This window comes from Pseudoflavonifractor phocaeensis, assembly GCF_038439875.1.
In the GTDB taxonomy this organism is placed as follows: Bacteria; Bacillota; Clostridia; order Oscillospirales; family Oscillospiraceae; genus Vermiculatibacterium.
The window spans coordinates 191,458-205,158 of the sequence record NZ_JBCDMT010000005.1 but is presented as its reverse complement, the minus strand read 5'-3'; the positions used below and the strand labels follow the sequence as shown (position 1 = coordinate 205,158).

The window sequence follows — 13,701 nt, the reverse complement described above, 5'->3', positions numbered from 1 at the left end:
GCAAAAGGCGTCCATGGACGGCAGATCTGCCGTCCATGGACGCCTTGTTTTTTTGTGTTGCGTTGAAATTGGTCCGCCGGCCAGATTGGCGGCGGGGGAGCGGGTCAGGGCCACTGGGAAAGGGGGGCCTTTTTCCGCCCCAGGGCACAGCCCAGGCAGGCGGTGAGAAGGGCAATGCCCATCCCGATGAAGAGCGGGTCCACGGGGGAGCCCAAAAGCTGCCCCAGCAGGACACCCAGAGGCCCTCCCAGGGTGCACAGCAGGGCAAACCGGCGGTCCATCCGCCCGGGGAGGAACAGGGCGCAGCTGAGGGGGACGAAAACCACGGCCCCCCGCAGGCCCATGGACAGGAACCCGAAGTCGTTGATGGTGGCCGAGGGCACCACGCAGGCGATGACCGCCGAGACCGCCAGCACGGCCAGAATGGTCCCCCGGGTGGCGGCCAGGTTGGCCGCGGCGGAACGGAACCGGGTGGATATCTTCTGGAAGATGTCGTTGACCAGGATAGTGGCCACGCCCAGGGAGAGGCCGGCTCCGCCGCCCACTACGGTGATGAGAAGGGTGCCCAGCACGATCCCGGCGAACAGGACGGGAAGATGGTTGACCACAAAGGTGGGAAAGACCTGGATGGTGGAGGCCAGGACCCCCATCCCCTGAGGCATGGCCTGCCCCGCGGCCAACAGGGCGTCGGCCTCGGCCTGGGTGATGTAGTGGGCCCGCATAAAAACGCCCACGGCGATCCCGGCGGCCCCCACAGGGGGGATAAGCCCGGCGGCCAGCAGGGCCCCCCGCCGGGCGGCGCGGTCACTGCTGCCGGACCAGACGGCCTGGGCGTAGGTCTGGGTGGAGAGCACCCCCAGCAGGAGGGAGAGCCCCGAGCCGATGTCTTTTGCGGCCCCCCGGGCAATCAGGCTGGCGTACCGGGCGGTCAGGTCGGACACGGTCTCGATCCCCGCCGCCGTGCCCTGGGCCGTCCCGATGAGGGCGGACTGGAGGCCTGCCCACAGCCCGCCGGGGCCCCCGGAGAGGAACAGGACCGCCGCCAGGGCCGCGATACAGGCCATGTAGAGGAGCACCAGTTTGACGATGCCGCCGATCCCGGCGCCCCAGGCCCCGCCGAAGACCACGTAGACCGCCATGAGGAGCGCCGACAGGGCGGCCGCCGCTGGGAGGGACAGGGGGAAGATCACGGTGATAAGCCCGGTGCAGGCCACCACCTGGGCCAGAACGGAAATAAAGATGCCGATGGAGCTGAGGACGGAACCGGCGTATTCCACCGTGTGGCCGTACTCCTGGTCGATGACCCCCATCAGGGTGGTGTGGCCGCTGCGGCGCAGGGGGCCCGCGTAGCCCAGGGCCAGGATGAGGCACCCCAGGCCGGAGCCCAGAGTGAACCACCAGGCCGCTGCCCCGAAATGGAAGGCCAGCTGGGCCGTGCCGATGCTGGCCTGGCTGGAGACCAGGGCCCCCATGATGGTGCCGCAGATCATCCAGGGCCCGGACCGGCCCCCGCCGGTGGCGAAGTCGTCCGCCGACTTCACCTTGCGGCCGGAGCGGACGCCCACCCCGATGATGAGCAGCAGGACCAGGATGACACCGAGATAATTCAGCGCTGTCATTGTACGCGCCCCCTCCTAGATCATGATACGCGCCGGACCCACTTTGTCAAGGAGATCTTCAGCACCACTTCCTCCGGGGACGGGCCTCCACGGCGCGGGAGAGGCCCATGTCAAAGCCGGTCCGCTCCTCCCCGAAGCACATCACCCCCAACTCCGTGATGACTGCCCTGGGGCCCTGAGGGTTTGTCGAAGCCGCGGAGCGGCGGGGCTTGAGCGTTGATGGCGCCGGTGCGGGCGGAAAGAGCCAGGAAGCCGAGAGAAAGGAATCCATCCATGCGTTGAGTTTGGAAGGAAATTTGATGTAAAATGGAGTATGCAAAATAGACAAAAACCAAAACAAAAAAATAGGGAGAATCAATAAAAATACATTCATGTATGTTTAATATCTTGACAACGGTTTTCAATGCGGATAAACTATGCTCAACAGTAAGGAGATAAGAGTATGGCTAGGCAGCATAATTCAAAAGAGACGCGGGAGATGTTGATCGATTCCGCGGTCGAAATATTTTTGAACAAAGGGTATTCCAAGACCACGCTGGAGGACATCGTGAAAAACGTGGGCCTCACCAGAGGTGCGTTTTATTGGAGCTTTAAAAGCAAGAAAGAAATTTTGGACGAGATCGTGAACCGGTACGAGAAGTTCTATGTGGATATCTATGGGCGTTATCCGCATGAAGACTCGGCCTATTCCACGCTGCGGGGCTTTCTCCTTCTGAACTTGCAGAAGAAAAACGCCCTGAACCCCTACGTGACCATTATTCGTTACAAGGTAGAGGCCAGCGAGGAGCTGACGGATCTTAAGGAGCGGCAGGCCAAGCTGGATAACCACTTTTTAAAGATCATTGAGGAAGAGATCGGCAGAGGACAGGCGCAGGGGGAGTTCAGAACCGACAGGCCCGCCGGTTTTCTGGCGCTTACCCTCTATACGTATCTGCTGGGCTTTGATACGTTCAACACAGTTCATTATTCCGACAAAAAGGGTCAGTTTATTTCGGAAGAAGAAATTGAAACCTATGTTGATTTTTTGTTAAACACCCTAAAATGAAGGGTTAAAATTTTGCCTATAACATACATTCTTGTATGTTTGTGGAGAAGGAGAGAATGGTATGAAAAACGGTTCGCTGAAGGGAAAACACTTTTTGACGCTGGAGGACTTTACGCCTGAGGAGCTCAGATATCTCCTGGACCTGTCCATCCAGCTGAAGCGGGAGAAAAAGGCGGGTATTGACCAGAAAAAGAACATCGGCAAAAATATGCTCCTGCTGTTCGAGATGGAGTCTACCCGGACGAGGTGCTCGTTCGAGACCGCCGCGCCCGACCTGGGCATGGGCACTACTTACCTTTCCAACTCCCACTTTGGGACCAAGGAGACGATCAAGGATTCCATGCGGGTGTTTTCCGCGATGTACGACGTCATCGCCTACCGGGGGATGGAGCACGAGCAGCTGCTGAAGATGGCCGAGTATTCCACTATTCCCATCATCAACGGCTACACGATGCATGAGCACCCCACCCAAATGCTGGCCGACTTCATGACGCTGGATGAAGTCTACGGCCGGGAGGGGTACAAGGGAAAGACCTTTGTCTACATCGGCCGGGGCGGCGCCTGCTGCGCGTTTTCTTACGCGGTGGCCTGCGCCATGTTCGGTATGAACTTCAAATTTATCACTTCCTTTATGTCTTTGGAGGAGGCCGTCTCCCGGCTCACCAAGGAGGAGCAGGAGACCTTCTATAAAGAGGTTCCCAAGGGCACCCGGATCGACGGCTGGTCCGGCGCCATGCCGGAGGAGCAGAAAAAGTTTGTCCGGGAGCTGTACGCGAAGTACAACCCTCAATGCACCTTCACCGAGACGGAGGACGTGAACGAGATCAAGGGCGCGGATGTGGTGTCCACCGAGAATTGGGGCTTCTTTACCAACAAGGCCATCACCTGGCTGCCCGGCATCGTCAAATACAAGGACTATCAGGTCAACCGGGAGCTGATGGAGCGGACGGAAAACCCGGACGCCATCTTCATCCACATGCTGCCCGCCACCCACAACGCCGACCACAGCGGCGCGAGAAAGCTGGTGGACTCCATCAGCGATCCCGAGCTTAAAAAGTTCCTGGAGAAAGGCTTTGAGGTCACGGACGAGGTGTTCGAGGCCAACGCCGAGTACATTTTCCGCGAGGCTGAGAACCGGCAGCACACCATCAAGGCCGTGACCTATGCCGTTATGGGCAACGACGCCGAGGGATAAGCGCAGGCGGCAGCCGGCGCGCGGCGGTTTTGCCGCGGAGGGCCCGAGAGATATGAAGGAGGAGCCAATATGTACTTATTAAGCCTCATTCCCATTGTGGTTGCCTTTGTTGTCATCATGAAGACAAAACGGGCGTTCGAATCCTGCGTTCTGGGCGTTGTTGTCGGGATCGTCATCTACTCCTTTCTGAACGGCGACTGGAACATCCCCGTGCTGTTCTACAATTTCCTGGCCGACACCAGCAGTTCTCCCGGAAACATGTGGGTCATCATTTTCACGCTGGCCATCGGCCCCGTGACCCAGATCCTTTTTGATTCCGGAGCCACCAAGGCCTTTACCAACTGGGTCACCCGGAAGTTTGCCAACAACGATAAAAAGTCCTTGATTTCCATCATCCTTCTGGGTATCGTGGTCTATGCGGACGAATTCCTGAAGGCCGCGGTCCTGGATTCCTACGGCAAGTCCATCGGGCACAAAAACCGGCTGCCGGTCGAGACGGTGGGGATGATGATCCTCTCCCTGTGTATTCCTCTGGTCAGCTGGATTCCCATGGCCACGTGGTCGGTCTATTTCGTGCAGCTGATGGAGAGCTCCGGGTTTACCAACAACGGCACCTTGGACTTTGTCACGAAGGTCATGCCGTTTATGTTCTTCCCTATCATTCTCACCTTGATCATCGTCCTCTTTGCCTTGGGGATCGTCCCCGGCTTCGGCAGCGTCAAAAAGGCCATGCAGCAGGTCAAGGACGGGACCTATGATTTTTCCGTCTATGGTGTGGAGGATGCGGACGCCAAGGAAGAGGGCAAGGTCAAGCCCTTTGATTTCGTGGTCCCTCTGGCGGTGCTTCTGGCCATCGGCATCTGGAACAACGGCGATTTGGCGGTGGCCTGCCTCCTTGTGATCGCCTTTGAAATGGTGTGGTTCCTGGCCAGAGGCCTCATGAGCTTCGGTGAATTTATGGACAGCCTTTGGAAGGGCATGTTTTCCACCTTCCGCCCCACGGTTTACCTCATGTTCGGTTTTACCTTCACCGCGGTGCTGAAGCTGATTGGCTTCCCGGAGCTGGTGCAGGTCATTGCCAGCACCCTGGTGCCCGGCGCGGTCCTGCTCTTCTTCTTTGTGTCCGCCACGGCGATCGGGACTCTGACGGGGATGTTCTGGCCCGCCACCTCCATGTTTATGGCCGCCTGCCTGCCCATTGCCACCGAAATGGGCATCAGCCCCTTCCTCCTCTCCGCGGTCCTGTTTTCCGCCGCCACCTTCGGCACGGTGCTCAGCCCCCGCGGCGCGCTGGTCATGTTTATCGGCGAGGAGCTGAACTCCAACCCCGTGGACCTGATGAAGAGTGAACGTCCCTACGCGCTGATCGCCGGCGGACTGACCGCCGTTATTTATCTGATCATGGGGTTTGTGATCCTTTGATCGGCACCATAATTGAAAATGAAAGGTTGGATTTGCTGTGAGTGATAAAAATACGTTCCGATACGCCGGCGAGTTTGAGGAGCAGGAGGCCGTTATCATCGGCTGGCCCCGCATCATCGAGCCCGTAAAGGGGATGTATACCGAGGCCGTGATGCACGAAGTCGTCAAAAACCTCATCGGCCAGGTGGAAAAGGTCATCATCAACTGCGGCTGGCCGGGGACCTATGACCGCTGCCGCGAGATCCTGACGGAGGGCGGCATCGACCTGAACGACGTCATCATTACCCAAATGCCCGACATGATGCACTGGGCCCGTGATTACGGCCCCGATATCATGAAGAACGACAAGGGCGAGACGCGGCTGGTCCACTTCCGCTTCGACATGTACGGCATGGGGGAAGAGGACAGCGAAATGTCCACCATGTGCAAAAAATACGCGCCTCATATGGCCATTGAGATGGGCTGCTATGACATCCTGGAGTCCTGCCTGATCTCCGAGGGCGGCGACAAAGAGTTCAACGGCGCCGGGGTCATGATGGCCATTGAGGACACCGAGGTCAGAAAACGCAACGGCGGCATGACGAAGGAAGAGGTCGAAGCCGAGTTCAAGCGGGTATTCAACCTGAAAAAGATCATCTGGCTCCCTCTCTGCCATTGGGAGGAAGAGGCCTCCACCATCGGCGTGCTGGACTACGTGGATGGAAAGCCCGTCTACCGCTCCGGCTCCGCCAACGGCCATATTGACGAGCTGGCCCGCTTCGTAGACCGAAATACCGTTCTCCTGCTCGACGTCGACGAGGAGGAAGCGGCGGCCCTGGAGTCGGCCCGCATCACCAAGGAGCGCTGCGACATGGCTTACGAGGTGCTCAAAAACGAGACCGACGCCGAGGGGAACCCCCTGAAGATCATTCGGATCCCCGCCCCCATCCCCGAATATATCGTCACCACGCCCGACGATTGGACGAACAGGACCTGGGGCAAGCGGTTTGCCGAGAACGAGGCGCCCCTTCTGGACGACGGCACCCCGATGCCTGAGGGGGAGATCATCATGCAGCCGGCCATGAGCTACATCAATTATCTGGTCTGCAACAAGGTCGTCATCGCCCAGTGCTACTGGAGAGAGGGAAAGTCCGAGGCCATCCGCAAGAGGGACCAGGAGGCCATGTCCGCCCTGCAGACCGCCTATCCGGATCGGAAGATCGTTCCGGTCTATTCCATGGCACTGAACATCAGGGGCGGCGGCATCCACTGCGCCACCAAGAACATCCAAAAGTAACGCCCCTGGGGGACAATGGCAGGAGCGGCAGCGGCCGTAGCCCGGCGGCAGGCGCGGCCGCCGGGCTGAAGCGGCGCGCCGGGTGGATGCGCAGGCGCGCGGCGCCTTTCGGAGGAGATAAGCGATGAGCTCAAAAACAAAAACGGTTTTAAAGCTGATGATCCCTTCCCTCATCGGCATCATCCTTTTTCTCGTCCCGGTCAATTACCGGGGCGAGTCGGAAATCGTTGTCGGCATTATCGCCAATGGGCTCAAGTCCGCCCTGGGCGGAGCTTTGATCCCCCTGCTCACCATCCTCACCGTGGGGTCGGCGGCGCTTTCCCTGCTGCACAGAATATGCCCCCTCCCCTTTTTCTCCCGCCACGAGGCGCTGAACAGGCTGTTTTCCCCCAATCTCTTCTGGCTGGTGGTCCGCACCCTGGGCGGAGCCATCACTCTGCTGGTGTTTTTTAGGCTGGGACCCGCTGCCGTCTGGTCGGCGGACACGGGCGGAAACATGCTCACCACCATTCTGCCAAGCTGCGCGGTGTGGTACCTGGTGGGTGGGCTCCTGCTCCCGCTCATGACGGATTACGGCCTGCTGGACATATTCAGCTCCCTGTTTAAACGCATCTCCCGGCCGCTGTTCAAGGTGCCGGGGCGGGCCATGCTGGACTGCGTCACCTCTTGGGTCGGCTCCAGCGTATGCGGCATTTACCTAACCATTTCCCAGTATGAGGGCGGCTTTTACAGCGCGCGGGAGGCCGCCATTATCAGCAGTAATTTTTCCCTTTTAAGCATCAGCTTCTGCTCCATGATCGCCGCCATGCTGGGCCTGGGGACGATGTTCGGCAGGTTTTATCTGACCATAGTCGCCGCGGGCGTCATCTGCGCGGTCATTACGCCCCGGCTGTGGCCCCTGCGCGGGATCCCCGAGACCTATGACGCGGTCAACGGCAGGCAGGTCGACGAGGAGGCCCCGCGGAACATGAGCAACCTGCGGTGGGGATACCGGCAGGCCCTAAAGCGCGCGGAGGCGGCGCCCGGCTTTTTGGAATTCTTGAAAAAAGGCGTGACCACGGCGGCAGACCTCACGCTGAACACAATGCCCGTCATCATGGCCTTTGGGACCATCGCGCTGATCGTTGCCAACTATACCCCTGTCTTTGACTATCTGGGGGTCCCCCTGGGGCTGTATCTGAAAGTCTTCAGCGTGCCTGACGCGATGGAGGCGGGCTCCGCCATTCTGGTGGGGTTTGCCGACCAGTTTATCCCCGTCGTGATCGGCTCGGCGTTCTCATCCCTATTTACCAGGTTTGTGGTTGGCTGCTGCTGTATCCTGCAGATCCTTTATATCACCGATATCGGCGCCCTGGTCCTGACCTCCCGAATGCCCTTCAACCTCTGGCAGATGTTCGTGGTTTTTCTGGAGCGGATCGTCATCAGTATTCCGATTGTAGTCCTGTGCGCGAACCTCTTCGGCATTGCCTGATCCGAGGTCAGCGGCCGCTTTCTTCGCCGCGGCATATGTCCAAATTTCAGCGAGGAGAATAAGAAATGCCTAAAATCGTCATTGCCCTGGGCGGCAACGCCCTGCAAAGTAAAAACAGCGAGCCCACGGCGGAAGCCCAACTCGCTGTCGTCAGAAAGACCTGCGAGTACATCGCGGAAATCAGCGCCAGCGGCTACGAGTTGGCCATTGTCCACGGCAACGGCCCCCAGGTCGGCCGGATCATGCTGGCCGGAGAGACCGCCAGGGATGTGGTGCCCGCCATGCCCTTCGATGTCTGCGGCGCCATGAGCCAGGGCTACATTGGTTATCACATTCAGCAGGCGCTGCGGTATGCCCTGGCCAAGTGGAACAAAAACATCCCCGTGGTCAGCATCGTCACGCAGATGGTGGTGGAGCGGGACGACCCCGCCTTTGCCAATCCGACCAAGCCCATCGGCGGCTTCTATACCCGGGAGGAGGCCGAGGAATTGACGGCCAGCAAGGGGTATGTGATGAAGGAAGACGCCGGCCGGGGCTATCGGCGGGTGATCGCCTCTCCGCTTCCCCGAAAAATCGTGGAGATCGACCAGGTCCGCCAGCTTTGGGACAAGACCATCGTGATCACCTGCGGCGGCGGCGGTGTCCCGGTGGTGGAAAATATGGACGGCACGCTGGAGGGCGTGGAGGCGGTCATTGACAAGGATTATGCCGCCGAGCTCCTGGCGGAGCAGATGGACACCGACGCGCTGATGATCCTTACCGAGGTGGAGATGGTCTCCATTCACTGGGGAAAGCCCAATCAGCAAAATCTGAGGCATATGTCCCTGGCGGAAGCCGCCCGCTACGTACAGGAGGGACATTTCGCCCCCGGCAGTATGCTGCCCAAGGTGCAGGCCTGTATGAATTTTGTGCGCTCCAACCCGGGAAAGAAGGCGATCATTACCTCGCTGGACCATGCGGTTGACGCCTTGAAAGGCACGACGGGCACCGTCATCACATTTGCTTGAGACGGTTGGGTTTTATCAGAGTGGTTCTGGAATGAGAAAGCGGAGGGGAGGCACAGTTGTGCCTCCCCTCCGCTTAAGTTTCCGCACGGTCGCTCACGCTGTTTCCGGGAATCTGTATGGCAAGGTTATTGAGCAGATGCGGTCGGGGCGGCCGTGGACGGCGCCGCCGGCAGCTGGCGGCCTGTGTGGTCGATGGTGTAGGGCTGGGGCAGGATGATCTGGGAGATGGGCACGAAGGTGTAGCCCTGCTGGAGCAGGGTCTCCAGGATGGTGGGCAGGGCCTCCGGGGTGTGGAGGGCCGCGTTGTGGAAGAGGACGATGGAGCCGGCCTGGACCTTGGAGGTGACCCGCTGGGTGATCTCCGAGGCGGGCAGCTCCTTCCAGTCCAAGCTGTCCACGTCCCACTGGATGGGCTCCATGCCAATGGAGCGGATGGCGGTGATGACGTTGTCGTCATACTCCCCGTAGGGCGGGCGGATGAGGGTGGGGCGGACCCCGGTGACCGCCTCGATTTTGTCGTTGCAGGCCTCCACGTCGGCGATGATCTCTTCCTTGGACAGCTGGGACATGTGGGCGTGGGTGTTGGAGTGGTTCATCACCTCGTGCCCGGCGTCGTGAAGGGCCTTTACGGACTCCGGGTATTTGTCCACCCAACTCCCCACCACGAAGAAGGTGGCCTTGATGTTGTACTTGCCCAGGATGTCGATGAGGGCTTGGGTGTCCTCGTTGCCCCAGGCGGCGTCGAAGGAGATGGAGACCATCTTCTGGTCCCTCTGGACGCAGTAGATGGGCAACTGGCGTTCTGTGGCGGCGGCCCCCACCACCAGGGGGTGGTTCACCGCGAAGAACATGACCGCCGCCGCCAGCAGACAGGCCAGAACGGTGACGTGTTTTCGTTTGAGCAGGAACAGTTTCATGATAAGGTCCCTCCTTGTCTTTCTTAGTGAAACTATATGACAAAGGGGGACGGGTCATGTTACGGAAAGGGGCGGAAAGGCTTTTCCGGGTTCTGAAAACCGCCCGGTCAGTCCGCCGGCCCGCTTTCGACGGGGAGGGCGGCGGATTCCGCCCAGCCGCCCCGCCGCAGGGCCAGGATAAAGAGGAGAGAGCTGATGCCCCAGGTGACGGGGTAGGCGGTAAAGACCACGGTGATGTCGGGGATGAAGCGTACCATGAGGGTGATGTAGCAGATGCGGAAGACGCACCACACCGCCAGCATGACCGCCATGGGGGTCATGGCCTTGCCCGCGCCCCGGAGGATGGAGGCGGCGCCGTGGGAAAAGCCCAGCAGGCAGTAGAAGAGGGCCTCCACCCTGGCCTGCCGGATCCCGAAGGCCACCACCTGGGGGGAGTCGCTGAAGAGGCCGATGAGGGTGGGGGCCAGGAGGAAGAAGGTGATGCCCACCAGCTCGGCGAACCCGGTGGTCATGAGGATGCCGATCCGGGCCCCCGCCCGGACCCGGTCGGGCCGCCCGGCCCCCAGGTTTTGGCTGACGAAGGTGGTCATGGCCAGGGTGAGGCTCATGATGGGCAGAAAGACAAAGCCCTCCACCTTGGAATAGCTGCCGCAGCCCGCCATGGCGGTGTCCCCGAAGGCGTTGATGTTGGACTGCACCACCAGGTTGGCGATGGCGATGACGCTGTTCTGTACGCCGCTGGGCAGGCCCAGCCGCAGGACCTGGCCCAGGACGGCCCGGTCCGGCCGGAGCTTTTTCAGAGAGATCCGCACCACGAACTTTCCGCTCATCAGGTGGAGGAAGCCCAGGGCGGCGCTGAGGACCTGCCCCAGCACTGTGGCCAGGGCGGCCCCGGCCACGCCCCAGCCCAGGACGGCCACGAAGAGGAGATCCAGCACCACGTTGACCACCGAGGAGATGATGAGGTAGAGGAGAGGGTGGCGGCTGTCACCCAAGGCCTGAAAAATGCCGTTGGCGGTATTGTAGAGCACCAGGGCCAGAAGCCCGGCACAGTAGACCCGGAAGTAGAGGACGGAGTTGGGCATCACGTTCTCCGGCGTGCCCATCCAGGTCAGGATGGCGGGGGTGAAGCAGATGCCCAGGATGGACAGGAGGATACCCGCCGCCAGGGAAAAGACCACCGTGGTGTGGATGGCGGTGTCCACCCCCTCCTTGTCCCGGGCGCCGTAGCGGCGGGAGATGATGACGCTGGCCCCCACGAAGACCCCCTGGAAAAAGCCGATGAGCAGGTGGCACAGGCTCCCCGAGGAGCTGACGGCGGCAAGGGCGTTGTCGCCGCAGAACCGGCCCACCACGAAGGAGTCCGCCGTGTTGTAGAGCTGCTGGAACAGGTTCCCCAGCAAAAGGGGCAGTGCAAAACGGAGGAGGATCTTCCAAATGACCCCCTCCGTCATGAGTGTTTTCTGTTTGTCCATAGCCTCGTCTCCGCTTCCATTTTCTCTGTTTTGAGCGTAACACGCCTCAGGGGGGCTTGTCAAGACGGCGGGCCTTTTCCCGATAGCCAAAGGGGCCCGGATGTGGTATGATAACCACGATGTGGTTATCATGCTGGATTTTGAAAATAGACCACGACGGCGCTTCGTGCCTGTGGTATAATAACCACATCGTGGGTATGATTCTGGCTTTCAAAATAGACTACAACGGCGCTTTATACCTGCAATGACGACTGTGAGTAAGAAACACGCGTTCTTCGCGGAAGGGAGATTTGTTTGATGAAGACCATTTTGGTGGCCGGCGGCGCCGGCTATATCGGCAGCCACATGGTGGCCCTGCTGGTGGAGCGGGGCTATGACGTGGTGGTGGCGGACAACCTCTGCACCGGCCACTGGCAGGCGGTGAAGGGGGCCCAGCTCCGGGTGGGGGACGTGCGGGACGGGGCCTTCCTGGACCGGCTGTTCTCTGAGTTCCCCATTGACGGGGTCATCAACTTCGCCGCCTTCTCCCTGGTGGGAGAGAGCGTCGCCGACCCCCTCAAATACTACGGCAACAACGTCGCCGGAGCGGTGAGCATGCTCACCGCCATGAAGAACCACAAGGTGGACAAGATCGTCTTTTCCTCCACCGCCGCCACCTATGGCGAACCGGAGAAGCAGCCCATCGAGGAGACCGACCGCACCGAGCCCACCAATCCCTACGGCGCCACCAAGCTGGCCATTGAGGGGATGCTGAAGTGGTGCGACGGGGCCTACGGCATCCGCTACGCAGCCCTGCGCTACTTCAACGCCGCCGGGGCCAACACCGACGTGGACATCGGGGAGGACCACTCCCCCGAGACCCACCTTATCCCCATCGTCCTCCAGGCCGCCCTGGGCAAGCGTCCCCACGTGGGCATCTTCGGGGAGGACTACCCCACCGCCGACGGCACCTGCGTGCGGGACTATATCCACGTGCGGGACCTGGCCCAGGCCCATCTGCTGGCCCTGGAGTACCTGGACAGGGGCGGCGAGAGCGGCTCCTTCAACCTGGGCAGCGGCGACGGCTTCTCCGTGAAGGAGATCATCGACACCGCCCGGAAGGTGACGGGGAAACCCATCCCCGCCGTGGTGGAGCCCCGCCGGGCGGGGGACCCCTCGGTACTGATCGCCTCCAACCAGAAGGCCAGGGAGGTCCTGGGCTGGGTACCCCAGCGGGGACTGACCGAGATCATTGCCGACGCCTGGACCTGGCACCAGGGGCACCCGGAAGGCTACGGGCGGTAAGAGAGTAAAAACGGAGCGTATTTCTCTGCTTGAGAAATACGCTCCGTTTTTTTATTTTCCGCAGCTTTTGTCTTTTGGGTGGCGCTCAGCTGCCTTCCGCCTCCGGCCATTCGGCCCGGGACGCCACAAAGGGGACGGAAATCTTTGTGATGTAATGTTCCGGGTTCAGTTCCACAGTCTCGTCCACCAGGGATTCCTCGTAGACGTAGGGCCCGAGCTTGAAGTGGTTCTGTTTGGCGTAGGCCAGAAGCTTGGGGTAGGACAAATAGGTGGTGTGGTAATCGCCCCTGTGGTAATAGATCATGTAGTTGCCCTCGGCTTTGATGAAGGCCTCCGCCGGGGGCGCGTCGGGGGCCAGCTCCGAGTAGTAGTACTGATGGCGGGTGGTTTGGCTCCCCTCCAACCAGGCCGACGGGAGGATGCCGCCGATGGCCCGGCCGAGGCACAGGTCGTGTTCCACCCGGTATTGGATGATGACGCCCAACGCCGAAAGGGTCCCCGGTCCCACGGAGGCGTCCCGGGTGTTGGAGCTCACCTTCAGGTACTCCCTGGGGCAATGCTGGATGTAAATGATGGAGGTGTCGATATCTCTGACCTCCTGGACCAGCTCCACCTTTTTTTGCATCATGTCCCTGGACTTTTCCAGATGGGAAATCTGGTCGGTCAAATTTCGAATGCTGTGGTCGAAGAGCTCCAAGAAGTACTCCGTTTTCCGCGTCTGGATATACCGCTTCAGCTCGGTCAGCGACATGATTTTGCGCAGAGCCAGGATCACGTGGAAGGTGTCGATCTGCTCCGTGGAGTAGTAGCGCCGCCCGGTTTCATCCCGATAACAGGGCGGGAAGAGCCCCAGCTTTTCGTAGTAGAGAAGCGTCTGTTTGTTTACGCCGCATATTTTGGCGAAACGCCCGGAGACCAAAAGTTCGTTCTTTGTAAGCTCGGCCGGCATGCGGGCCACCCCTTCCGTTCTGCCAAATCGTTTTTTGTCGA

Annotated in this window: 11 protein-coding genes; 7 read left to right on the top strand and 4 right to left on the bottom strand. The window is 60.3% G+C overall.

The features are described 5' to 3' along the window. Positions 1-104 precede the first annotated feature (104 nt). Complete coding sequence (locus tag AAEU42_RS10705) at positions 105-1,619, bottom strand: sodium:solute symporter family protein (RefSeq protein WP_342233543.1); 1,515 nt, start codon at positions 1,617-1,619, stop codon at positions 105-107. Positions 1,620-2,061: 442 nt separating this feature from the next. Between AAEU42_RS10705 and AAEU42_RS10700 the strand changes: the two genes are divergently transcribed. The 6 genes from AAEU42_RS10700 (at position 2,062) to arcC (ending at position 9,035) form a co-directional block, all read left to right on the top strand. Next, positions 2,062-2,664 (top strand): TetR/AcrR family transcriptional regulator, encoded by a 603-nt coding sequence (locus tag AAEU42_RS10700; protein ID WP_342233542.1) that lies wholly within the window; start codon positions 2,062-2,064, stop codon positions 2,662-2,664. A gap of 61 nt (positions 2,665-2,725) precedes the next feature. Beyond that, entirely contained in the window at positions 2,726-3,859 is a 1,134-nt protein-coding gene (locus AAEU42_RS10695; protein ID WP_342233541.1) for a Rossmann-fold NAD(P)-binding domain-containing protein, read from the top strand. A 69-nt stretch (positions 3,860-3,928) separates the two neighbouring features. Further along, positions 3,929-5,281: a Na+/H+ antiporter NhaC family protein gene (locus AAEU42_RS10690; RefSeq protein ID WP_342233540.1), complete on the top strand. Its 1,353-nt coding sequence runs from the start codon at positions 3,929-3,931 to the stop codon at positions 5,279-5,281. Between the two features lie 37 nt (positions 5,282-5,318). Further along, a complete protein-coding gene (locus tag AAEU42_RS10685) occupies positions 5,319-6,557 on the top strand; it encodes an agmatine deiminase family protein (protein ID WP_342233539.1) in 1,239 nt (412 codons plus the stop codon). A gap of 124 nt (positions 6,558-6,681) precedes the next feature. After that, complete coding sequence (locus AAEU42_RS10680) at positions 6,682-8,028, top strand: YjiH family protein (RefSeq protein WP_342233538.1); 1,347 nt, start codon at positions 6,682-6,684, stop codon at positions 8,026-8,028. A gap of 65 nt (positions 8,029-8,093) precedes the next feature. Continuing rightward, positions 8,094-9,035 carry a carbamate kinase gene (arcC, locus tag AAEU42_RS10675; protein ID WP_342233537.1) on the top strand — a complete coding sequence of 314 codons (942 nt, stop codon included), beginning with the start codon at positions 8,094-8,096 and terminating at the stop codon, positions 9,033-9,035. Positions 9,036-9,160: 125 nt separating this feature from the next. Here the strand turns inward: arcC and AAEU42_RS10670 are convergent, their stop codons facing one another. Next, complete coding sequence (locus tag AAEU42_RS10670; protein ID WP_342233536.1) at positions 9,161-9,952, bottom strand: polysaccharide deacetylase family protein; 792 nt, start codon at positions 9,950-9,952, stop codon at positions 9,161-9,163. A 107-nt stretch (positions 9,953-10,059) separates the two neighbouring features. After that, complete coding sequence (locus tag AAEU42_RS10665) at positions 10,060-11,427, bottom strand: MATE family efflux transporter (RefSeq protein ID WP_342233535.1); 1,368 nt, start codon at positions 11,425-11,427, stop codon at positions 10,060-10,062. Between the two features lie 297 nt (positions 11,428-11,724). On the opposite strand from AAEU42_RS10665, the gene galE reads away from it, so the two are divergent. Continuing rightward, on the top strand, positions 11,725-12,711 hold the full coding sequence (galE, locus tag AAEU42_RS10660) for a UDP-glucose 4-epimerase GalE (RefSeq protein WP_342233534.1): 987 nt from the start codon (positions 11,725-11,727) through the stop codon (positions 12,709-12,711). Between the two features lie 85 nt (positions 12,712-12,796). Here galE and AAEU42_RS10655 read toward each other — a convergent pair whose 3' ends face one another. After that, positions 12,797-13,660 carry a MerR family transcriptional regulator gene (locus AAEU42_RS10655; RefSeq protein WP_342233533.1) on the bottom strand — a complete coding sequence of 288 codons (864 nt, stop codon included), beginning with the start codon at positions 13,658-13,660 and terminating at the stop codon, positions 12,797-12,799. Positions 13,661-13,701: the final 41 nt, after the last annotated feature.